This window comes from Pseudomonas sp. Irchel 3E19 (assembly GCF_900187585.1).
In the GTDB taxonomy this organism is placed as follows: domain Bacteria; phylum Pseudomonadota; class Gammaproteobacteria; order Pseudomonadales; family Pseudomonadaceae; genus Aquipseudomonas; species Aquipseudomonas baetica.
Genome location: NZ_FYDT01000014.1, coordinates 68,442 through 90,943, shown reverse-complemented (window position 1 = coordinate 90,943; position 22,502 = coordinate 68,442). Strand labels below are relative to the sequence as shown.

General features: G+C 61.0%; 21 protein-coding genes. 13 read left to right on the top strand and 8 right to left on the bottom strand.

Translation table 11 applies throughout. The annotated features are described in order from the left end of the window. Nucleotides 1-29 precede the first annotated feature (29 nt). The 3 genes from CKW18_RS11730 to dinG all read right to left on the bottom strand — a co-directional run bounded on the left by CKW18_RS11730 (nt 30) and on the right by dinG (nt 6,127). Nucleotides 30-1,175 (bottom strand): serine hydrolase domain-containing protein, encoded by a 1,146-nt coding sequence (locus CKW18_RS11730; RefSeq protein WP_095188943.1) that lies wholly within the window; start codon nt 1,173-1,175, stop codon nt 30-32. 216 nt (nt 1,176-1,391) lie between these two features. Then, complete coding sequence (locus CKW18_RS11725; RefSeq protein ID WP_095188942.1) at nt 1,392-3,887, bottom strand: beta-galactosidase; 2,496 nt, start codon at nt 3,885-3,887, stop codon at nt 1,392-1,394. Between the two features lie 95 nt (nt 3,888-3,982). After that, nucleotides 3,983-6,127, bottom strand: a complete 2,145-nt coding sequence (gene dinG / locus CKW18_RS11720; protein ID WP_095188941.1) for an ATP-dependent DNA helicase DinG — start codon at nt 6,125-6,127, stop codon at nt 3,983-3,985. Nucleotides 6,128-6,225: 98 nt separating this feature from the next. Here dinG and CKW18_RS11715 point away from each other — a divergent pair, with 98 nt between their 5' ends. Beyond that, entirely contained in the window at nt 6,226-6,684 is a 459-nt protein-coding gene (locus CKW18_RS11715; RefSeq protein ID WP_095188940.1) for a CopD family protein, read from the top strand. Between the two features lie 107 nt (nt 6,685-6,791). Here the strand turns inward: CKW18_RS11715 and CKW18_RS11710 are convergent, their stop codons facing one another. The 4 genes from CKW18_RS11710 to CKW18_RS11695 form a co-directional block, all read right to left on the bottom strand. Next, a complete protein-coding gene (locus tag CKW18_RS11710; RefSeq protein ID WP_095188939.1) occupies nt 6,792-7,550 on the bottom strand; it encodes a collagen-like protein in 759 nt (252 codons plus the stop codon). Then, nucleotides 7,543-7,824, bottom strand: a complete 282-nt coding sequence (locus tag CKW18_RS11705; protein ID WP_095188938.1) for a DUF1145 domain-containing protein — start codon at nt 7,822-7,824, stop codon at nt 7,543-7,545. The genes CKW18_RS11710 and CKW18_RS11705 overlap by 8 nt, the downstream gene beginning before the upstream one ends. A gap of 160 nt (nt 7,825-7,984) precedes the next feature. Continuing rightward, a complete protein-coding gene (locus CKW18_RS11700) occupies nt 7,985-8,707 on the bottom strand; it encodes an OmpA family protein (protein WP_095188937.1) in 723 nt (240 codons plus the stop codon). Nucleotides 8,708-8,796: 89 nt separating this feature from the next. Continuing rightward, a complete protein-coding gene (locus CKW18_RS11695) occupies nt 8,797-9,492 on the bottom strand; it encodes an OmpA family protein (protein ID WP_095188936.1) in 696 nt (231 codons plus the stop codon). 199 nt (nt 9,493-9,691) lie between these two features. Between CKW18_RS11695 and CKW18_RS11690 the strand changes: the two genes are divergently transcribed. From CKW18_RS11690 to CKW18_RS11675, 4 genes are all read left to right on the top strand, one after another. After that, nucleotides 9,692-10,189, top strand: a complete 498-nt coding sequence (locus CKW18_RS11690; RefSeq protein ID WP_095188935.1) for a DUF6231 family protein — start codon at nt 9,692-9,694, stop codon at nt 10,187-10,189. A 4-nt stretch (nt 10,190-10,193) separates the two neighbouring features. Next, nucleotides 10,194-10,670, top strand: coding sequence for a YchJ family protein (locus CKW18_RS11685; protein WP_095188934.1), 477 nt, complete (start codon nt 10,194-10,196; stop codon nt 10,668-10,670). Between the two features lie 103 nt (nt 10,671-10,773). Continuing rightward, nucleotides 10,774-11,268, top strand: coding sequence for an LEA type 2 family protein (locus CKW18_RS11680; protein WP_095188933.1), 495 nt, complete (start codon nt 10,774-10,776; stop codon nt 11,266-11,268). Then, nucleotides 11,265-11,465 (top strand): SEC-C metal-binding domain-containing protein, encoded by a 201-nt coding sequence (locus tag CKW18_RS11675; protein WP_034146774.1) that lies wholly within the window; start codon nt 11,265-11,267, stop codon nt 11,463-11,465. The genes CKW18_RS11680 and CKW18_RS11675 overlap by 4 nt, the downstream gene beginning before the upstream one ends. Before the next feature lie 242 nt (nt 11,466-11,707). On the opposite strand, the gene CKW18_RS11670 is transcribed toward CKW18_RS11675, so the two are convergent. Next, the gene (locus CKW18_RS11670) at nt 11,708-12,265 is read right to left on the bottom strand and encodes a cysteine hydrolase family protein (protein ID WP_095188932.1); all 558 of its coding nucleotides are present in this window, start codon (nt 12,263-12,265) and stop codon (nt 11,708-11,710) included. 192 nt (nt 12,266-12,457) lie between these two features. Between CKW18_RS11670 and CKW18_RS11665 the strand changes: the two genes are divergently transcribed. The 8 genes from CKW18_RS11665 to CKW18_RS11630 all read left to right on the top strand — a co-directional run bounded on the left by CKW18_RS11665 (nt 12,458) and on the right by CKW18_RS11630 (nt 22,327). Further along, nucleotides 12,458-14,908 carry a penicillin acylase family protein gene (locus tag CKW18_RS11665; protein WP_095188931.1) on the top strand — a complete coding sequence of 817 codons (2,451 nt, stop codon included), beginning with the start codon at nt 12,458-12,460 and terminating at the stop codon, nt 14,906-14,908. 192 nt (nt 14,909-15,100) lie between these two features. Further along, a complete protein-coding gene (locus CKW18_RS11660; protein WP_095188930.1) occupies nt 15,101-16,135 on the top strand; it encodes a ligase-associated DNA damage response exonuclease in 1,035 nt (344 codons plus the stop codon). After that, on the top strand, nt 16,132-17,820 hold the full coding sequence (locus tag CKW18_RS11655) for an ATP-dependent DNA ligase (protein ID WP_095188929.1): 1,689 nt from the start codon (nt 16,132-16,134) through the stop codon (nt 17,818-17,820). Before CKW18_RS11660 ends, CKW18_RS11655 begins: the two co-directional genes overlap by 4 nt. Before the next feature lie 325 nt (nt 17,821-18,145). Then, complete coding sequence (locus CKW18_RS11650; protein WP_095188928.1) at nt 18,146-18,928, top strand: transporter substrate-binding domain-containing protein; 783 nt, start codon at nt 18,146-18,148, stop codon at nt 18,926-18,928. Nucleotides 18,929-18,984: 56 nt separating this feature from the next. Next, nucleotides 18,985-19,713: an ABC transporter permease gene (locus CKW18_RS11645; protein WP_095188927.1), complete on the top strand. Its 729-nt coding sequence runs from the start codon at nt 18,985-18,987 to the stop codon at nt 19,711-19,713. Further along, nucleotides 19,710-20,420: an ABC transporter permease gene (locus CKW18_RS11640; RefSeq protein ID WP_095188926.1), complete on the top strand. Its 711-nt coding sequence runs from the start codon at nt 19,710-19,712 to the stop codon at nt 20,418-20,420. The genes CKW18_RS11645 and CKW18_RS11640 overlap by 4 nt, the downstream gene beginning before the upstream one ends. A 10-nt stretch (nt 20,421-20,430) precedes the next feature. Beyond that, complete coding sequence (locus CKW18_RS11635; RefSeq protein WP_095188925.1) at nt 20,431-21,549, top strand: succinylglutamate desuccinylase/aspartoacylase family protein; 1,119 nt, start codon at nt 20,431-20,433, stop codon at nt 21,547-21,549. A 13-nt stretch (nt 21,550-21,562) separates the two neighbouring features. After that, nucleotides 21,563-22,327 carry an ABC transporter ATP-binding protein gene (locus tag CKW18_RS11630; protein WP_095188924.1) on the top strand — a complete coding sequence of 255 codons (765 nt, stop codon included), beginning with the start codon at nt 21,563-21,565 and terminating at the stop codon, nt 22,325-22,327. Nucleotides 22,328-22,502 lie beyond the last annotated feature (175 nt).

Here is a 22,502-nt window from a genome sequence, read left to right as displayed (position 1 = left end):
GTTCCGGCCCTGGAACCTCTCTTGACGCTTTACAGACAAGTGGCAAGTACCCGCGCGAGCTTTTGCGCGCGCGGATCCATCAAGACGTACGGCCCAAGGGTATTTGTCACAAAACCAAACGCGACATCATGCTCAGGGTCGGCAAAACCGATCGAGCCGCCCGCCCCCGGATGGCCGAATGCCCGTGGGCCGAGGCCGTAAGTAGCGTTCGGCACGTCCGGTTGATCGAGCATGCAGCCCAGACCAAAACGGGTGCGGGTCAACAGGGTCTTGTCCTCGCCGAGGCTGTGTTCGCGGGTCAGCTCTTCAAGCATGTCGCTTTCGAGCAGGCTGCCGTCGAGCAAACCGGCGTAGAACCCGGCCAGACTGCGCGCATTGCCGTGGCCATTGGCCGCCGGTTGCTGCATCCGTCGCCATTCCGGTTTGTTGGTGCTGGTGAGCACCGACGGTGGATTAGTGAAGGCTCGGGTGGTCATGGCGGTCGGTTCGCGCATGGTTACTTGCAGCAAACGCTGCGCCGCGGCGTCACCAGCATTCCCCTTACCCCGCGCGATGTGCGCGACACGGTGAAATTCTTCGTCGGCCAGACCGACGTGAAAATCCAGACCCAATGGCTTGGCGACACGGGCGACAATGGATTCGCCGGGCCCGCGACCATCGGCTCGACGGAGCAATTCGCCGATCAGCCAGCCGTAGGTGATCGCGGCGTAACCGTGACCCGTGCCCGGCGTCCACCACGGTGCTTCGGCCGCGAGGGCGTCGACCATGGTTTGCCACTCATAAAGGGCTTCGGGCGCCAGCAGTTCGCGCAGGGCCGGCAGACCGGCCTGATGGCAGAGCAACTGGCGCAGGGTGACGGATTCTTTGCCGGCGGCGGCGAACTCCGGCCAGTAGCGGGCGACCGGAGCATCCAGTTGCAACTTGCCTTCGCCGACCAGTTGCAGCGCCGTAACGGCGGTGAAGGTTTTGGTGCAGGAGAACAGGTTGGCGATGGTATCGCTGTGCCAGGCCTCGGCGCCGTCCTTGTCGGCGGTGCCGGACCAGAGGTCGAGGACGGTTTCTCCACCGACCTTGATACACAAGGCTGCGCCGCGTTCCTGGGGGTCGTCGAACAGTGCCGCGAAAGCTTCGCGCACTGCTTCGAACTGAAGCTCGTAATGTCCCTGAATCTGCACCCGCAACTCCCCCGCGAAAACGCTCTACAAAGTGGCCCGCATTGTTCCAGCCCTTGAGGGATTTGGGAACAGCTGTGGGCTGGGCGGTTAATGTTGTAGCGACACCACTGACGCCTTCGCGAGCAAGCCCGCTCCCACAGGGGATCTGCAGTGTTGCCAAGATCCAGTGTGGGAGCGGGCTTGCTCGCGAAGAACGATAACGCGGTCAATCAGAACTCAGTGTCCATTGCCCGAATGCCCACCGGCATGGCCGGCGCCCTGCCCCGGGCCTTTGCCAGCCTCACCTTTCCTGCCACCTTCGGCTTCATGGACTGCGGCGGCTTTCTCGGTCTCTTTGCCAAGCTGATCAACCGCCTGCAAATTGCTCTTGCGCACCGTCTCGACAAAACCCTGATACGGCAGATCCGTCACGCCGACCAGACCGAAGTGACCATTCTCGCCATCGAGCAGACGGCCGGTCACCGGTTGATCCAGATACTGGAACCAGTGCACGCCGACAATCGACGGCTCGCTCAGTGCCTGCTTGAGGAAATTGGCATAAGCCGCGCCACGATCTTCTTCCCTGGCCAGTTGCGTCACACCGCCCCAGAACGGGCCGCGATCGGCGGAGCCGAAGTTGAACTCGGTGATCAGAACCGGTTTATCCAGAGCATTCAGCGCGGCGAAGTCATAACCGTCCTGCGGCTTGAGGGTATACATGTTGAAGCTCAACACATCGCAATACTGCGCGCAGGAGGCCACGGCTTCCGGGGTGCTGATGGCGAAGCGGCCGCCGAGCAGCAGTTGATTCGGCGCGTGCCATTTCAGCGAGTCGGAGATGGTCTTGAAGTAGGTGTCGGCGAAAACCTTCTGGAAGTATCTGAAGTCGGCTTCGATTTCCGGGTGCTCAGGGTTCGGCAACGGCGGCACGAAACCCGGGTCTTCCATCAATTCCCACGCCGGAAGATCGATGCCCCAGGCCTTCGACAGCCCCGCCTGGTTGCGGTACTTGTCACGCAACTGCTTGAGGAAGGCGCGTTTGGCCGGCACGTCGGTGGTCATTTTCAAGGTGCCGTAAGCCAGTGCGTAGCGCGATTGCGGATCGTCACCTGCGCCCGCCCAGGCCAATTCGTTGTCGGCAAAGTAACCGATCAGCCACGGATCGTCGCGGTGATCGCGGGCAGCGATGGCCACGGCGCGCTCAGTGGCCATGGCGAAACGCGGGTCGAACGGGTCAGGCATGGCGCCCCACCAGTCGTTGCCGGTGCTGATGCTGGTGTAATCGCCGACGATCGACAGCGGCAAGGTATAGGGCACGCGTTCGGCGTCGCTCAGCGAGTCAGCGCTCCAGTTGCCAACCGTGTTGAAGCCCCAGGCTTGCAGCCGGTCAAGGGTATGGCTGGCCCACTTCTGCTCATCGACCGTAGCGGTACACGGAGCAGTAACGGGTTGATCCGCCGCTTTTTCAGCCGTCGTCGCTACGGCGTCGATTTTCGCCGCTTCGGCGACACCGGCCTTCGCCTCGTTGGACTCTGGAACAGGCTCGGCGGCTTTCACTGCGGTCTCTTCAACCGCACCCGCCTTGGCCGCTTCAGCGATTCCGGCCTTGGTATCGCTGTCCGGTTTGCAGGGTTCGCCATAAACCCGCTGCAGGTTAGCGCCATAGAAGTCATACCAGCGTCCGTTGCCGTAGCCTCGGCCCTGATCGGCGCCGTTGCCGCCACGGTTATCGCCTTCACCGAAGTGGTTGGCGAGGGGCTCGCCAAGTTTTGGCAGGGACTCGAACATCCACTCGCGCCCGGCCACGTAAGTCTGGTTGACCTCGGGGCTGAGGGTGTTAACGCCGAGGGAATAGAACGGATGACCTTCTGGCGTCACCAGATACCAGCGACCGTCGCGTTTTTCCGTGCGGAAGAAGCCGCTGGCCTTGAAGGCCGGGCCTTTGCTCCAGCCACCGAACTTGTCCAGCGAGGACTTTTCACGCTCGGCCAGCCAGGTTTTCAGCTGTTGCTGTTCCTTGGCGGCGGCGGACTTCAGTTGTTCGTCATTGGCGATTTTTTCTGGCCATTTGCTGCGGGTCGATTGGCCATAGGCGTCGACCAGATTGCCGTACACCGCCTGCGTCACAGCCTCGCCGTCCTGCACGCCAAAGCGCTCGAGCAACAGGCTCTGGGCCACTTTCGGCTGATCCATCGACAGGCTCACCGACACCACTTGGCTACGATCAATCTCACCGCTGCTGCTGGCCAGCAGAATGCGCTGACCATCGACGGTCATCGGCATCGGCGGCACGGCTTTCATGCCTTGGCTCAGTGGCGTGGTCGCCACCAGCGGCACCAGCAAGGTTTGCGCCGGGCCGGCAGGCAGATCGACGCGGCTGATCAGGGTTTTGCCGTCATTACTCTGGATCTGCACGTAAACCGTCACAGCCCAGTTCATTGCGCTCTGCAGACGCAAGCTCATCATGCCGGACTGCGACCAGTCCCAGGCGCCGGTTTGCGGGGTCAGGCGCAAGGTCGGGCGGGCCACCGGGTTGAAGATGACGCGGCGCAGCACTTCACCTTCAGCGGTTTGCTCGGCGTTGGCTTGTGGCAGGTCGGCGTTTTCCGTGGCGATTTTCACCACGTCGGCGGGACGGACAAAGTTGAACAGCGTCTGCTGGCCAGCAGGCGCCGCCAGTAACGGGGCGGCGAAGATCATGGCAAACACAGCAGGCAACGAACGGCGGATCATAAGAACGGAGTTCTCCCTAACGACCAACAATGGCCAATGGAAAAGCGATGGCAGAGAGATAGACAACGCGGTGGGCAAAATTGCCCACCGTTGTCTCAGGATATTTCACGACGGAAAGGCGGCAAGGCATTGAGGATCGCCTTGCCGTAGCGCTGGGTGACCAGGCGTCGGTCGAGCAAGGTGATGGTGCCGCGGTCTTCTTCGGTACGCAGCAGGCGGCCGCAGGCCTGGACCAGTTTCAGCGAGGCATCGGGCACGGAGATTTCCATGAACGGATTGCCGCCCCGGGCCTCGATCCACTCCGACAGCGCGGCCTCGACCGGATCGTCCGGCACCGAGAACGGGATCTTGGCAATCACCACGTGTTCGCAATACGCGCCCGGCAAGTCCACCCCCTCGGCGAAACTGGCCAGACCGAAGAGCACACTGGAATCGCCGCCATCAACCCGCGCCTTGTGCTTGTTCAGGGTTTCCTGTTTCGACAGGTTGCCTTGAATGAACACTTGCTTGCGCCAGTCGCGGTCGAGACCGTCGAACACGTCCTGCATCTGTTTGCGCGAAGAGAACAGCACCAGCGTGCCGCGGGAGCCTTCGACCAGATCCGGCAACTCGCGAATGATCGCCGCGGTGTGAGCGGCGGCGTCGCGCGGGTCGGCCTTGAGGTCCGGCACCCGCAGCACACCGGCGTCGGCGTGGTGGAACGGGCTCGGCACCACGGCGGTGATGGCTTTTTTCGGCAGACCGGCACGCATGCGGAAACGGTCGAAGGTGCCCAGCGCGGTCAGGGTTGCCGAAGTCACCAGACAGCCGTAAGCCACGTTCCACAGGCTGCGGCGCAAGGTTTCCGCAGCGAGAATCGGACTGGCGTTGACCTCGATGTCGAACAGCGAGCCGCTCTCGGCCAGGGTCAACCAGCGAGCCATCGGCGGGCTGTCTTCCGGGTCTTCGGCGGTAAACGCCGTCCACAGTTCCCAGTTGCCCGAGGCACGCGATAGCAGACTGCCGAACAGTGGATACCACTCTTCAGCCTGATTGCTGGCAATGCCGATGTTGACCTCGCCGTCCATGCCTTCCTTGAGCAGGTCGGTCAGGCGGGTGAACAGGTCGTTAAGACGCGAGTAGCCTTTTTTCAGCTCGATGCCCATTTCGCGCATGTGCTCGGGAATCACCCCGCCGACGAAGCGATGGCGTGGCCGCTCGCGACCCTCGACGTCTTCGCCGGGTTTGAAATCGGCGACCTGCTCGCAGGCGCTGAACATGAACTGCTGCTGGGTCTTGATCTCCCGCGCCAGCTCCGGCACCTGCTCGATCAACTTGCCAAGATCCCCCGGCAGCGGATGCTGAGCGAGCAATTTGGTCAGGTTTTTCGCGGTGGTTTCCAGCCAGTCGGCGGTGGAACGCAGGCGCGTGTAATGGGCGAAGTGGCCGATGGCCTTGTCCGGCAGATGGTGGCCTTCGTCGAACACGTAAATGGTGTCGCGCGGATCAGGCAGAACGGCGCCGCCGCCCAATGCCAGGTCAGCCAGAACCATGTCGTGGTTGGTGACGATCACGTCGACCTTGCCCATGCCTTCGCGGGCCTTGTAAAAGGCGCACTGGCCGAAGTTCGGGCAATGGCGGTTGGTGCACTGGCTGTGATCGGTGGTCAAACGCGCCCAGTCGGCATCTTCCAGCGCCGTGGACCAACTGTCGCGGTCGCCGTCCCATTTATTGCCGGCGAGCTTCTCGATCATGCTGGTGAACAGCTTCTGACTGGCCTCATCGATCTCGATTTTGAAGCCTTCTTCCTCGAACAGCTGAGCAGTAGCGGTTTGCGCATGGCCTTCCTGCAGCAGCATGTCGAGCTTAGACAGGCACATGTAGCGGCCACGGCCCTTGGCCAGGGCGAAACTGAAGTTCAGCCCGCTGTTGCGCATCAGGTCGGGCAAATCCTTGTAGACGATCTGCTCTTGCAGGGCCACGGTCGCGGTGGCGATCACCAGGCGTTTGCCGGCGAGTTTCGCCGTCGGGATCGCGGCCAGGCTGTAAGCGACGGTCTTGCCGGTACCGGTGCCGGCTTCCACCGCAACAATTGCGGGGTCGCCACTGCGCCGGCCTTCGTCGTCGGTGTCGATATCCCCGAGGACTTTGGCGATTTCAGCGATCATCAGGCGCTGGCCGTAACGCGGCTTGAGGCTCTTGGCCTCTAGAAAACGCGAGTAGGCGCCCTGGATCGTGGTTTTGAGTTCAGTGCTGATCATTGAGTGTCGGGCGTAAAAACGCTGGATAAATTTTCAGTAGTTTCGGATGGCGGCTATCATACCCCGCTAATTAATCCCGCGCAGAACGGAGTGCCCCAATGACACCTTTTAGCCTCGTTTATCCACTGCATGTCTTGTCCGCTCTGGTCTGGGTCGGCGGCATGTTTTTCGCCTGGATGGTCTTGCGCCCCGCGGCTGTGAAGGCTCTGGACGGGCCCGCGCGACTGACCTTGTGGGTGGAAGTGTTTCAAGGTTTTTTCCGCTGGGTGTGGGTCGCGGTGATCCTGTTGCCGATCAGCGGCGTGGGCATGTTGCATTTGCAGCAGGTCGGCTTTGAGACGGCGCCTAAGTACGTGCAGGTGATGATCGGGTTGTATGTGGTGATGACGGCGCTGTTTATCCGCATTCAGGGGTTGATGCTGCCTGAGCTGCGTACGGCGGTCGCCGCGAAAGACTGGCCGGCGGGTGCCGCGGTGCTGGGGCGGATTCGGCGGGTGGTGGGGATTAATCTGATTGTCGGGTTGGTGCTGGTGGCGATTGCGGCGGCGCGGCCGTGATCGTTCCCACGCTCTGCGTGGGAATGCCGCAAGGGACGCTCTGCGTCCAGTGACGCGGAGCGTCACGGGCTGTGTTCCCACGCAGAGCGTGGGAACAATCAGTGATTTTATAAACGTTGCACGGTAACCGAGCCCGCCGCGCCAACCGGCCCCGGCTGGCCATCCGCCCCGGCCTTGCCGTTCTTGCCTCCATCGGCGCGGTACACCAGGCAGCCTTTGGACTTGCCGCCCTTGCCGGCCTTGCCCCCCACACCCGCCGGGCCACCGGCACCGCCGGCCACGTTGACCTTGATCAGCTCGACCGGAAAATCGCGCGGCACCTCAAGGCGCACCAGCGCACCCGGTGCGCCCGGTTGGCCGTCGCTGCCATTACTGCCATCAAAACCGTGCCCGGCCGAGCCATAAGTGCAGCCCGGGTCTTCACCATTACCGCCATCGAGGCCGACAAAACCAGGGGCACCGGTGCCGCCACGGGCATCGACCAACAGTTGTGGCGCGTTCAACGCCTTGAATTGCAGATTCAGATTGCGCCCCGCACGGGCGGCTTTTTCATAAGTCCCCGGCGCCCCGCGCGCGGTGATCTGGCTGCCTTCACTGAGTTCGGCACGCGCCACTTTCAGCTCCAGCGCCTGTTCCGCCGGAACGATGGCAATGCGCGCTTCATGGCCAAGGCGCAATTCGCCCACGGTCAGTTCGGTCACGTTGGCGGGAATAAGCAGGGTGCCGTAATCGGCGACGTCCAGACGTTCGAGTTGCAAAGTGCTGGTGGTATTGGGCAAACGCATCAGCGAGTTGGTCTCAACACTGACCACTTGAGCACAGGCCAATGGGCTGATAAATGCAGCGAGCAGACACAATTTACGCATGGGAAGAAGCCTCCGGAGCGGCCGGGGCCGGGATGGTTTGCAGGTGGAATACGCCGAACAGCAGGATGCGGCCACGATCACGCCAAGGGTGCGTACGCCCCTTGAGGCTGCGGTTGCACAGCAGCACTTCGAACACATGGATCAGCAGCAACAGACCGCCGGCCAGATTGACCAGCAGATGCAGCGGATGTACGAACGGCACTAGCTGATTGACCAGTACCACGCAGCAGAACAGCAGGGTCAATAACCGCCCCAGCCCCCAAAACACTTTCATACGCTCCCCCGTGTTGCGAATTATTCTTTGGGCGCACAGTAACGGCTTCTGCGGGGGATAAGCCAGAGGCAAAAAAGAAAAAAACCTCCCGGGCCGCCAATTGGCTGCCGGACGACGATGATCGCCCCGGCAGCTCTAGTTAGCGGACTACAGACACATCCTATCGATTGATGTGCAACTCCACGCGACGGTTTTGCGCGCGGCCCTCGTCGGTAGCGTTATCCGCCACTGGTTCACTTTCGCCACGTCCTTCACTGGTGAGTTTGTTCGGGGTCAGGCCCTGACTCAGCAGATACGCGGCCACGCTGCTGGCGCGACGTTCGGAAAGCGCCTGGTTATAGGCATCCGATCCTTTGCTGTCGGTATGGCCGATCACCTTGATGCTGACCACATCGGCATTACGCAACTTGTCCATCAGCGTATCGAGCTGGGCTCTCGCCGACGGCGTCAGGTCGGACTTGTCGAAATCGAACAGGACGTTGCCAGCGTCGCTCAACGTGATGACTTCGGTTTGCGGGGCCGGTTCGACCGTTTTCTCAACAATAGGATATTGCGGTAGCGGGCAACCACGGTGATCGACCGGGGTATTGGCCGGTGTATCCGGGCAACGGTCGCGCCGGTCGAACACGCCGTCGTCGTCTTCATCGCCGTCCTGGGCATAACAGATCAGTCCGCCGGTAAGGATCCCCAGCGCAGCGCCGCCACCAGCCCAGCCAGCGCTTTCAATAGCGCCGAGGCCGCCGCCGACCAGCCCGCCAATAAGGCTGCAGATCGGCCACGTACGTTGATTGAGGGGTGCAGTGCCATCGCTGTGCGTGGCGCAACCGGTGAGCAAGCTGCCAAGCAGCAGCACCGGCAAGACGGACCTTGAGAAAACAGTCATTGTGAAAGCTCCTGTGTCACCGGCCCATACCGGTTACACAGGAGTAAAGACCCGCATCCGCGACTGCACAAGCCGCGGATGCGAGAGTGCTAGCGGACGATTTTGATTTCGGTACGACGGTTTTGCGCGCGACCGTCAGCGGATTTGTTGTCGGCCACAGGTTGGCTTTCACCCAGACCCGATACCGAAACGAAGCTGGCGCGCGGTACACCTTGCTGGATCAGGTATTCCACCACCGAATGCGCACGACGGTCCGACAGTTTCTTGTTGTAGGCATCACTGCCCACGCTGTCGGTGTGACCGGTCACGGTCAGTTGCGCAGTCGAGGATTCCTGTTTCAGGCGCGTGGCGACCTTGTCGAGCACTTGTTTATCAGGGCCGGTCAGCGTCGCTTTGTCGAACTGGAAGTGAACATCACGAATAACGATGGTTTCTTCCTTGACCACTACAGCTTCTTCAACCACAGGTGCAGGCGCTGGTGGCGGGCAACCGTCAGAATCGACCTGTACGCCTTTAGGCGTGCCCGGGCACTTGTCGCGACTGTCCGGCACACCATCGCCGTCTTCGTCGCCATCACCGTGCACCCAGCAATAGGCTGCTGCCGTACCACCGACAATCAGCGCGCCGTAGCCCGCCCATGCCGAACTTTCCGTCGCGCCAATACCGGCACCGACAACACCACCGACCGCCGCACAGGTCGGCCAGTCGGTTTTCTGCAAACCTGCGCAACCAGTCAACACACTGGTTAGCAGAACCAAGGGTAATGCTGTCCGAACTATGCTCATCTAGTGTTCTCCTGAGGGATCGGCTTAGAACCGATTCAGGGAGTAAAGACTGGAGTTTTAATCTCCGCCAGCAATAGGCCACTGCTGTTTGCGACCGTGTTCACAGGACTTCGGCGCATTTGCCGCAAAACAGCGAGGCAGGGCACTTTGCCGCCGCACTCAGGCAGGCTAGTCTTGGCGGTCTGATTGAGGAGCTTCGATGAACGTCGCCATTTCTTCCCGTACGCCGCAACAGGCGTTGGCCGCTTTGCTGGATCGCTATGCACCGGCGCGTCTGTTGCTGATCGGCGCCAGTGAGTTCCCGGCGCTGACTGCTTTTAAAGAGGCGCATCCGGACACCTGCGTGGCCCACGCTGCGCCCGGCGCCCTGCCTGCAGAACTGGCAGCGCAACGTTTCGATCTGGCGCTGGTGGTCGACTGCCTGGAACATTTGCCCAAACGCGACGGCCTGAACCTGTTGGGCGGGATCCGCAACCTCAACGCCAGCCGCATCGCGGTGCTGGCGGATCTGGCGGCCAGTGGCTGGCAGGAAACCGACTTCTATTCACTGGCGCTGCAGGCCAGCGAACGCTTCCAACGCGACGATCAGGTGCTGACCCTGTTCACCTACGATCTGCTTGACTACAAACAAGTCCCCGACTGGCTCAACTCGCGGTTCTGGGCCAATCCGGAAAACTTCGGGAAATACTGGTGGTAATGCAATGAGTACAGCCATTTGCCCCTGCGGCAGCGGCAATCTGCTGGATGCCTGCTGCGGTCACTATCACGAAGGCCTCCCGGCCCCATGCGCCGAAGCCTTGATGCGCTCGCGCTACAGCGCCTACGTGCTGGGGCTGATCGACTATCTGGTGGCAACCACCCTGCCCGCCCAGCAACAGGGGCTGGATCGCCAATCGATCAGTGCCTGGAGCGCGCAAAGCACCTGGCTTGGCCTCGAGGTCGAAAGTTCGGAAGTCTTCGGCGGCCAGCCGGAACACGCTTTCGTCACCTTCACCGCACGCTGGCACGACAGCCAGGGCGAACACAGCCACCGCGAGCGCTCCTCGTTTGTGCAGAACGCCGGGCGCTGGTACTTCATCGACCCGACCGTGCAACTGAAGCTGGGGCGTAATGACAGTTGCCCGTGTGCCAGCGGGCAGAAGTTCAAGAAGTGCTGTGCGGGGTATTTCGGCGCTTGAGATCAAAAGATCGCAGCCTGCAAGGGATTGCGCGGCCCTCTGTAGGAGCTGCCGAAGGCTGCGATCTTTTAGCGTCTAGACTGGCCCCAAAGGGAGTAAGTCCATGCTCGGTCACTGGCGCACATTCAAATTCGTCACTTTGCTGCTGTTTCTGGGCCTGGTGGGCTGCGCCTCTTGGTTCAGCGACGACAGCGTCGACCCCGCCGTGCACCTGGTCAAAGTCGAAGTGGTGCGCGCCAAGTTGCTTGAGCAAAAATTCATCCTGCACTTTCGCATCGACAACCCCAACGACAGCGATCTGACCGTACGCGGCCTGGAATACCGCATTCATCTGGCCGACATGCTGCTGGCCGAAGGGGAACATGAACACTGGTTTACCGTTGGCCCCAAACGCAGCGCGTACTTCAAAGTACCGATCCGCACCAACCTGTGGCCAAAGGTGAAGGACGTGGTGAAAATGCTGAAAAATCCGAATCAGCAGATTCCCTATCGTTTGCAGGGTGAGATGGAAACCGGTTTATTCATCGCTCACTACGTGCACCTTGAGCGCAATGGCGTGATAATCCCCGCCGATTTAATTCCGGAGCAACACCGATGACTCAGCAACCCCATGTCCATGGCCCTGACTGCAACCACGATCATGACCATCACGATCATGACCACGGCCATGTCCACGGCCCGAACTGCGGCCACGCCCACCAGGAACCGGTGCGCAACGCCCTGAAAGACGTCGGCCGCAACGACCCTTGCCCATGCGGCAACGGCAAGAAATTCAAGAAGTGCCACGGGGCTTGATGCTTCAGGCGAAGACCCTCTTCGTCTGATCAATCGCCTTCGCGAGCAGGCTCGCTCCCACATTTGAATGCACCGTGATTCCTGTGGGAGCTGGCTTGCCAGCGATGGGGCCGGAACCTTCAATATTGCTGTCGCCTGACCCACCGCTATCGCTGGCAAGCCAGCTCCCACAATGGCCGGTGTTTCAGCAATGTGGGAGCGAGCCTGCTCGCGAAGGGGCCAGCACATTCAGTAAAAGCTTTTCAGGCTGCAGCCAGAATCCACGCCGAACTGACCACCGTCGCATACTCCCCGTGCAAATTACCCAGCGACATCCCGTGTACCTCTTCGGCTGAACGCGGCGTGCCGAAATAATCGGCCTTGTCGAAGGTGAAGCACGCATCCTCCGCCACCCAGGCATCAAACCCCAGATTGCCCGCCGTGCGCGCTGTCGACTCCACTGAGTTGTTGGTAGCCACGCCAACGATGATCAACTGTCCGATCCCCGCTTCCCGCAACCGCGCCTGCAGCCCGGTGGCACAAAACGCATCCGGCACGTGTTTCTGGATCAGCCACTCACCGTCCTGCGGCAAAAATCTTTGCTGAAACTCCACCCCGGATTGCTCGGGCCAGAACACCGAATCCGGCGAACGCGACAAGTGCTGCACATGAATCACCGGCCGCCCGCTGCGGCGCCAAAGCCCCAGCAGATCGAGGATTCGTTCTTCGGCCTGCGGATTGTTCCGGCGCCCCAAGCGCGGCTGCAGGATGCCCTTTTGCTGGTCGATGATGATCAGTGCAGCGTTGGCCTGCAGCTCCATGGTGGTCTTCTCATAAGGGACATTTGATTTCCTGCACTTCAACATCCCTCGCTGCAACCAGGCAAGCCATGAAACGAACATCGATCAGTGGCAAGAAATAACCACTCGCCCCGCTTGCGCGGCCACCTGCGCCTCACTAACGTAGCGGCTTTATTGCGCCCCCAGCCTCTACACCCCCGCAGGAGCTTTGCCATGGCCTCGCCAGCCCTTACACATTTTCTTCCCCGGTTCGGCGTTGCCGCAGCAGTGACCGGTGTTTTGAGCCTCTCCGGTTGCCAGACCTGGAACGCTCAGGACACCCTCCCGCCCACCTCCGGCGTGCAACCGCTCAAGGGGCTGGCGCAGAACGTTTCGGTGCGCCGCAATGCCATGGGCATGCCGTTGATCGAAAGCAACAGTTTCCATGACGCGCTGTTCTCGCTCGGTTATGTCCACGCCAGCGACCGCATCAACCAGATGGTCACCCTGCGCCTGCTGGCTCAGGGCCGTCTGGCAGAAATGTCCGGCGCCTCGATGCTCGATGCCGACCGCTACATGCGCGCCGTCAATCTGAAGAAAAGCGCCGCCGAGCTGTACAAGGCCTCGTCGCCGCGCCTCAAGCGTTTCTTCGAAGTGTATGCGCGGGGCGTCAACGCCTACCTGTTCCGCTATGCCGACAAACTGCCGGGCGACCTCGCCACCAGCGGTTACAAGCCGGAATACTGGAAACCGGAAGATTCGGCGCTGATTTTCGCTCTGCTGAACTTCAGCCAGTCGGCCAACTTGCCGGAAGAAATCTCGTCACTGGTGCTCGCGCAAACCGTGACCAGCGACAAACTCGCCTGGCTGACCCCGTCCGCCCCGGATGAAAACCTGCCGCTGGCCGAAGCCGACAAGCTGCAAGGCCTCAAGCTCAATGGGCAAATCCCAGGGCTGAGCGAACTGAGCAATGCCAGCCAGCAACTGTCGGCATTGAACCTGCTCGGCACCACCTCTTCGAATAACTGGGCAATCGCCCCGCAACGCAGCCGCAGCGGCAAAAGCCTGCTGGCCAGCGACAGCCATGGCCCGCTGGCCGCGCCGTCGCTGTGGAGCTTCGTGCAGATCCGTGCGCCGAAATATCAGGCCGCCGGCGTGACCGTCGCTGGTTTGCCGATGGTGCTGGGTGGTTTCAACGGCAAAGTGGCGTGGAGCATGACCAGCGTGCTCGGCGACAACCAGGACCTGTTCCTGGAAAAAATCCGTCGTCAGGGCAGCACACTTTCCTACGAAGTAAATGGCAAATGGCAGCCTGTAGGCGTGCGCAACGAAACCTACTTCGTCAAAGGCCAGCGGCCGATTCGCGAAGCGGTGTACGAAACCCGCCATGGCGCACTGCTCAACAGTGCCCAGGCTGCCGCACAAGGCAACGGTTTCGGCCTGGCCCTGCAGACGCCAAGCTTCACCGACGACAAATCGCTGGATGCGTTTTTTGATCTGAGCCGCGCACAAACCGTTGAACGCGCCTCGGACGCGAGCCGGGAAATCCGCGCTATCGCGCTGAATCTGGTATTCGCCGATGCGAGCAATATCGGCTGGCAAGTCACCGGCCGCTTCCCGAATCGCCGTGAAGGCGAAGGCCTGCTGCCGTCGCCGGGCTGGGAAGGTCGTTACGACTGGGACGGTTACGCCGACCCGATGCTGCATCCGTACGATCAAGACCCGGCGCAAGGCTGGCTCGGCACGGCCAACCAGCGCGTTATTCCCCACGGCTACGGCATGCAACTGTCGAACTCCTGGGCCGCACCGGAACGTGGCGAACGTCTGGCCGAGCTGGCCGGCAGCGGCAAGCACGACAGCCGCAGCGTGATCGCCATGCAGTACGACCAGACCACGACCTTCGCCGCCAAACTGAAGAAAGTCTTCGAAGCACCGGGCATGAAGCAACCGCTGAAACAGGCGATCGACGCCCTGCCAGAAGCCGATCGCAGCAAGGCACGCGAGGCATTTACAAGGCTGATGGCGTTCGACGGCAAGCTCAGCCCGACCTCGGCGGATGCAGCGATCTACGAACTGTTCCTGCAAGAAAGCATGAAGCAGATCTTCCTCGACGAACTCGGCCCCGAGTCCAGCCGGGCGTGGAAGGCGTTTATTGCCAACGGTGATTTGTCCTACGCAGCGCAGGCCGATCATCTGCTGGGGCGCGAAGACAGCCCGTTCTGGGATGACATCCGCACGCCGCAGAAAGAGGACAAGGCAGTGATGCTTGCCCGCAGCTTCGCGGCCGCAATCACGGCCAGTGACACTCAGTTGGGCGGCGATCACAAAGCCTGGCAGTGGGGCAAATTGCATAGCTATACGTGGAAGAATGCCAATGGCCAGACCGTTCGCGGGCCGCTGGCGGCCGGTGGTGATCACACCACGTTGAACACCTCGGCGTTCGCCTGGGGCCAGGACTTCACCACCACGCGCGCGCCGTCGATGCGCTTTATCGTCGACTTCGGCCAGGCCGAACCGCTGATGGGGCAGAACGGTACGGGACAATCGGGGAATCCGGTCAGCCCGAACTACCTCAATGGCATCGACGCGTGGTTGAAGGGGCAGTACATCGGGTTGCCGATGCAGCCGCAGAACTTCGATCGGGTTTACGGCAAAACGCGTTTGACTCTCACCCCCGGCAAATAAACGCAATTCCCCTGTGGGAGCGGGCTTGCTCGCGAAGGCGTCGTGACAGTCAATACTTTTGGCGTCTGACACACCGCATTCGCGAGCAAGCCCGCTCCCACATTGGCGTTGTGCCGTCCTGAACATAATTGATAGAACTTCCAGGCCAGCGCCAACCTCATAGCTAACAAGCCCCCCATTTCTGGTAACGACATGGACCTTGTCATCGCCCGCCCGGAAGGTTTGTACTGCCCCGCCGGGGATTTCTATATCGACCCCTGGCGCCCCGTCGAGCGATCGGTGATCACCCATGCTCACGGCGATCACGCCCGCACCGGCAACCAGCATTACCTGGCCAGCAGCGCCAGCGAAGGGATTCTGCGCGCACGCCTGGGCCAGGACATCAATCTGCAAACCCTCGCCTACGGCCAACGACTGACGCACCATGGCGTCACTTTGAGTTTCCACCCTGCCGGCCACGTCCTCGGCTCGGCTCAGGTACGTCTGGAATACGGCGGCGAAGTCTGGGTCGCGTCCGGCGATTACAAAATCGAGCCCGACGGCACCTGCGACCCCTTCGAGCCGGTGCGCTGCCACACCTTCATCACTGAATCGACCTTCGGCCTGCCGATCTACCGGTGGCAACCGCAGGCGCAAGTGTTCAGTGAGATCAACGAGTGGTGGAAAGCCAACATCGCCGCCGGCAAGGCCAGCGTGTTGTTCTGTTATTCGTTTGGCAAAGCCCAGCGAATTCTCCACGGCATCGACGAAACCCTTGGCCCGATCCTTAGCCACGGCGCGGTCGAGCCGTTGAACCGGGTTTATCGCGACGCCGGCGTGTATCTTCCGCCGACGATCTATGCCGGTGATCTGAAAAAGAACGACCCGATTATTCAACAAGCCCTGATTATCGCCCCGCCGTCGGCTGGGGGCAGTAGCTGGATGCGTCGTTTCGGCGAGTTCAGCGACGGCTTCGCCAGCGGCTGGATGCGCTTGCGCGGTACGCGGCGGCGGCGCGGCGTCGACCGTGGCTTCGTGCTGTCCGATCACGCCGACTGGCCCGGCCTGCTCTGGGCGATCAACCAGACCGGCGCCGAACGGGTGATGGTCACCCACGGTTCGATTGGCGTGCTCGTACGGCACCTGCGCGAACAGGGGCTGGATGCTCAGGGCTTCAACACCGAATACGGCGATGACGAAGAAGAAAACATCGCCGCCGAACCGGCCATCGCCGAGATGCGCGCATGAAAGCCTTCGCCGAGTTGTACGCCGAACTCGACGCCACAACGTCCAGCAACGCCAAACTGGCCGCGATGCAGCATTACTTCGCACAGGCCGCCCCCCAGGACGCTGCTTGGGCGGTGTACTTTCTGTCCGGCGGTCGGCCACGGCAACTGGTGCCGGTGCGGGTCTTGCGCGAGCTGGCCGTCGAGGTCTCCGGCCTGACGCCGTGGCTGTTCGAGGAGAGTTATCAGGCGGTCGGCGATCTGGCGGAAACGATCTCGTTGGTGCTGCCGGATAACCCGCACAGCTCAAGCGCCGGGCTCGCCGAATGGATCGAAGGCAAGTTACTGCCGTTGCGCGGTGAAACCCCGGAGTACCTGTCGCGTCAATTGCCCGCGCTGTGGGCGCAACTGGATCGGCCGAGCCTGATGCTGTGTATCAAGCTGATCACCGGCAGTTTCCGCGTCGGCGTATCCAAGCTGCTGGTGACCCGCGCATTGGCGTCGATGGCCGACCTCGACAGCAAGCGCGTGGCGCAACGACTGGTGGGCTACACCGACCTGTCCAATCGGCCGAACGCCGCCAGTTATCTGAAGCTGATCGCCCCGGAGTCCGCTGATGAGCATTCCCAGCGTGGTGGCCAGCCTTACCCGTTTTTCCTCGCACACGCCTTGTTGCAACCGGTCGAGGAGTTTGAAGCGTTGATCGGCCCGGCGAGCAATTGGCAGGTGGAGTGGAAGTGGGATGGTATCCGCGCGCAAGTGGTCAAACGTGACGGCCGGTTGTGGGTATGGTCGCGCGGTGAAGAACTGGTCACCGAGCGCTTCCCTGAACTCGGTGTGCTGGTGCACGGCTTACCCGATGGCACGGTGATCGACGGTGAAATCGTGGTGTGGAAAAGCACCCAGCCGCGCACCGAAGACGCCTTTGATCCGCAATCCACCGAACCGCCGGCGGTGCAACCGTTCGCCTTGCTGCAACAACGCATCGGCCGCAAAACCCTCGACAAGAAAATCCTCGAGGACGTACCAGTGGTGGTGCTCGCCTACGACCTGCTGGAATGGCAGGGCGAAGACTGGCGCAATCAACCGCAAGCCAGGCGCCGCGCGCAACTGGAAGACGTCATCGCCCGGTGCAACAGTCCGGTGCTGCTGCCCTCCCCGGTGCTGTCCGGTACGGATTGGTTCGACCTCGCCCGCCAACGCGAAGCCTCCCGGCGTCTGGGCGTCGAGGGCATGATGCTCAAGGCCCGCGACTCGCTCTACGGGGTCGGTCGCACCAAAGACATGGGCGTGTGGTGGAAATGGAAGGTCGACCCGTTCAGCGTTGATGCGGTGCTGATTTACGCGCAACGGGGGCATGGCCGTCGCGCCAGTCTGTACAGCGATTACACCTTTGCGGTGTGGGACGGTCCGCCCGAATCCAGCCAACGCGCACTGGTGCCGTTTGCCAAAGCGTATTCCGGGCTGACGGATGCAGAGATGCGTCAGGTCGACAGCATCGTGCGCAAGACCACCGTGGAAAAATTCGGCCCGGTCAGCAGTGTGACACCGAGCCTGGTATTCGAATTGGGCTTCGAAGGCATCGCCCTCTCGCGCCGGCACAAGAGCGGAATCGCCGTGCGCTTCCCGCGGATGCTGCGCTGGCGGCAGGATAAAACCGTGGAAGAGGCAGATAGCCTTGCCACATTGCAGGATCTTCTGGCCTGAACCCAATCTCCGGGACATTGATCGTTCCCACGCTCTGCGTGGGAATGCAGCCCGGGACGCTTCGCGTCCCTTCCAGAGCCGAACGCAGAGCGTCCGTTGAGGCATTACCACGCAGAGCGTGGGAACGATCAGCTCTATATCAGTGCAAGCCTTTTTCAGTGCCCGTTTACGGGCACTCATTCGCTCATCCAGTCGCTGCACCAACCTTTTAAAACACTTGTTCGGGACTCTGGTTCGGAAATTGCTACTTTCTATAGGTCGTACGCGTTCCAGTAACAATAATTCTGCGCCACAAGCGCTCATATTGGTTCTTAGGGATTGAATAATGAAAAAAGCATTGCTGACCCTTTCTGCACTGGCGTTGTGCATGGCCGCCGGTTCCGCGCTGGCCAAGGAATACAAAGAGCTGCGCTTTGGCGTTGACCCTTCGTATGCACCGTTTGAGTCGAAAGCGGCCGACGGCAACCTGGTGGGCTTCGACATCGACTTGGGCAACGCGATCTGCGCCGAACTGAAGGTCAAGTGCAAGTGGGTCGAAAGTGACTTCGACGGCATGATTCCGGGCCTCAAAGCCAATAAGTTCGACGGTGTGATCTCGTCGATGACCGTGACCCCGGCCCGCGAAAAAGTCATCGACTTCTCCAGCGAGCTGTTCTCCGGCCCGACCGCTTACGTGTTCAAGAAAGGCTCGGGGATCACCGCTGACGTTGCGTCTTTGAAAGGAAAAACCGTCGGTTACGAGCAAGGCACCATTCAGGAAGCCTATGCCAAAGCCGTACTGGACAAGGCCGGCGTGAAAACCCAGGCCTATCAGAACCAGGACCAGGTGTATTCCGACCTGACCTCCGGCCGTCTCGACGCCGGCATCCAGGACATGCTGCAAGCCGAACTGGGCTTTTTGAAGTCGCCAAAGGGCGCCGACTATGAAGTCAGCCAGCCAGTCGACAGCGAATTGCTGCCGGCCAAAACCGCTGTCGGTATTAAGAAAGGTAACACTGAGTTGAAGGCGCTTTTGGATAAAGGTATCAAAGCGTTACACGATGATGGCACCTACGCCACCATCCAGAAGAAACACTTTGGCGATCTGAATCTGTACAGCGGCAAATAATGCCCCGGCGCCCATCCTCGATGGGCGCCTTTTCCATCCGCTCAGGTTGCTGATTTATGTTCGAAAACCTCCTGCAAAATCTGGGGCTATCCGCCTTCAGCCTCAAGGGTTTTGGCCCGTTGCTGCTGGAAGGCACCTGGATGACCATCAAATTATCGGCGTTGTCGCTGCTGGTGGCCGTGTTGCTCGGCCTGCTCGGCGCCAGTGCCAAGCTGTCAAAAGTCAAACTGGTGCGCCTGCCTGCCCAGGTCTACACCACGCTGATTCGCGGGGTGCCGGATCTGGTGCTGATGCTGCTGATTTTCTACAGCCTGCAAACCTGGCTGACCTCGCTCACCGATTACATGGAATGGGAATACATCGAGATCGACCCGTTCAGTGCCGGGGTGCTGACCCTGGGCTTCATTTATGGCGCGTATTTCACTGAAACGTTCCGTGGCGCGATCCTCTCGGTGCCGCGCGGTCAGGTCGAAGCCGCGACCGCGTACGGCCTCAAACGCGGCCAGCGCTTTCGCTTCGTGGTGTTCCCGCAAATGATGCGCTTCGCCCTGCCGGGCATCGGCAACAACTGGATGGTGATGCTCAAGGCCACCGCGCTGGTGTCGATCATCGGCCTCGCCGATCTGGTCAAGGCCGCGCAGGACGCCGGTAAAAGCACCTATCAGCTGTTCTACTTCCTGGTTCTCGCTGCCTTGATCTATCTGCTGATCACCAGTGCTTCCAACTTCATTTTGCGTTGGCTTGAACGTCGCTACGCCGCCGGTGCGCGGGAGGCCGTACGATGATCGAACTCTTGCAAGAATACTGGAAGGCCTTCCTTTACACCGACGGCAACAACATAACCGGGCTGGCGATGACGATGTGGCTGCTCAGCGCGTCGATCTTCATCGGTTTCCTGGTCTCGATTCCGCTGTCGATCGCCCGTGTGTCGTCGCACTTTTACGTGCGCTGGCCGGTGCAGTTCTACACCTACCTGTTCCGCGGTACCCCGCTGTATATCCAATTGCTGATTTGCTACACCGGCATCTACAGTCTCGCCGCCGTACGCGCGCAGCCGATTCTCGACAGTTTCTTTCGCGATGCGATGAACTGCACGATCCTCGCCTTCGCCCTCAACACCTGCGCCTACACCACGGAAATTTTCGCCGGGGCTATCCGTAGCATGAACCACGGCGAAGTCGAAGCAGCCAAGGCTTACGGCCTGACGGGCTGGAAGCTGTATGCCTACGTGATCATGCCTTCGGCGCTGCGCCGTTCGTTGCCTTACTACAGCAACGAAGTGATCCTGATGCTGCACTCGACCACCGTGGCCTTCACCGCGACCATCCCCGACATCCTGAAAGTCGCCCGGGACGCCAACTCGGCGACCTTCCTGACCTTTCAGTCGTTCGGTATCGCCGCGCTGATCTACCTGACCATTACCTTCGCGCTGGTCGGCCTGTTCCGCCTCGCCGAACGCCGATGGCTGGCCTTCCTCGGGCCGACTCACTAGGAACCTTGTAATGCGACACCAGATCCATGACCTGCTGGCCCCGCTGCCGGGGACCGCACGACAGATCCACAGTTTTCACTTCGGCCCGGAGCAGGCTAAAGGCAAGATCTACATCCAGTCGTCACTGCACGCCGACGAATTGCCGGGCATGCTCGTCGCCTGGCACCTCAAGCAGCGTCTGGCGAAGCTGGAAGCCGCCGGGCGCCTGCGCAGCGAGATCGTCCTGGTACCGGTGGCCAACCCGGTCGGCCTGGAACAAGTGTTGATGGACGTGCCGCTGGGCCGTTACGAACTGGAAAGCGGGCAGAACTTCAACCGCTGGTTCGTCGACCTCAGCGAAGAGATCGGCAACGATATCGAGGGCAAGCTGGGCGATGACCCGCAGCGCAACCTCGAACTGATCCGCACCCGCCTGCGCCATGCCCTCGCACGCCAGACCGCCAGCACCCAACTGCAATCCCAGCGCCTGACCCTGCAACGGCTGGCCTGCGATGCGGACATGGTGCTGGACCTGCATTGCGATTTCGAATCGGTGGTTCACCTCTACACCACGCCCGAAGCGTGGCCGCAGGTCGAGCCGCTGGCGCGTTACATCGGCTCGCAGGCCAGCCTGTTGGCCACCGATTCCGGCGGGCAGTCGTTCGATGAATGTTTCACGTTGCTGTGGTGGCAACTGAAGGAGCGCTTTGGCGAACAATTCGAGATTCCGCTGGGCAGTTTCTCGGTGACCGTCGAGTTGCGCGGCCAGGGCGATGTCACCCACCCGATGGCCAGTCGTGACTGTCAGGCGCTGCTCGACTACCTGATCCAGTTCGACGCGATCGTCGGCGAAACCAAACCGCAGCCACCGCTCCCCTTCCCGGCCACGCCCCTAGCCGGGGTGGAACCGGTGACCACGCCGGTTGGCGGCCTGTTGGTGTACACCGCCACGGCGGGACAACACCTGGAAGCCGGCCAGCAGATCGCCGAAATCATTGACCCGATCAACGACCGGGTCACGCCCATTCATTGCACCACTGCCGGCCTGATGTATGCCCGTTCGCTACGGCGCATGGCCACGGCCGGCATGGTGATTGCCCATGTTGCAGGCACCGAAGCCTATCGCACCGGCTATCTACTTTCGCCTTGAGGATGTCTGTCCCATGTACAAACTGACCGTTGAAGGCCTGCACAAAAGCTATGGCGACCATCAGGTGCTCAAAGGCGTTTCGCTCAAGGCCAAGACCGGCGACGTGATCAGCCTGATCGGCGCCAGCGGCTCGGGTAAAAGCACCTTTTTGCGCTGTATCAACTTTCTCGAACAACCCAACGACGGCGCCATGAGCCTCGATGGCCAGGCCATCCGCATGATCACCGACCGCCACGGCATGCACGTCGCCGACCCCGATGAACTGCAACGCCTGCGCACCCGCCTGGCCATGGTGTTCCAACACTTCAACCTGTGGAGCCACATGACCGTGCTGGAAAACATCACCATGGCCCCGCGCCGGGTGTTGGGTTGCAGCAAACAGGAAGCCGAGGATCGCGCGCGGCGCTATCTGGACAAGGTCGGTTTGCCGGCGCGTGTAGCGGATCAGTACCCGGCGTTTCTCTCCGGGGGCCAGCAGCAACGCGTGGCAATTGCCCGAGCGTTGGCGATGGAGCCGGAAGTCATGCTGTTCGACGAGCCGACGTCGGCGCTGGATCCGGAACTGGTGGGTGAAGTGTTGCGGGTGATTCAGGGCCTGGCCGAGGAAGGCCGGACCATGATCATGGTGACTCACGAAATGAGCTTCGCGCGCAAGGTCTCCAGCCAGGTGCTGTTTCTGCACCAGGGATTGGTGGAAGAAGAAGGCGCGCCAGAGGATGTGCTAGGCAATCCAAAGAGTGAGCGCCTGAAGCAATTTCTTAGCGGCAACCTGAAGTAACCTGCACAGATAAAATCTGTGGGAGCGAGCCTGCTCGCGAAAGCGGTCTGTCAGTCAACGATGATGTTGAATGTGACAACGTCTTCGCGAGCAGGCTCGCTCCCACAAGGATATTCATCTACTGACGAAATTAAACTTGTCAGTGGGCACTGCGGTCACTGGAATAACCCCTCCA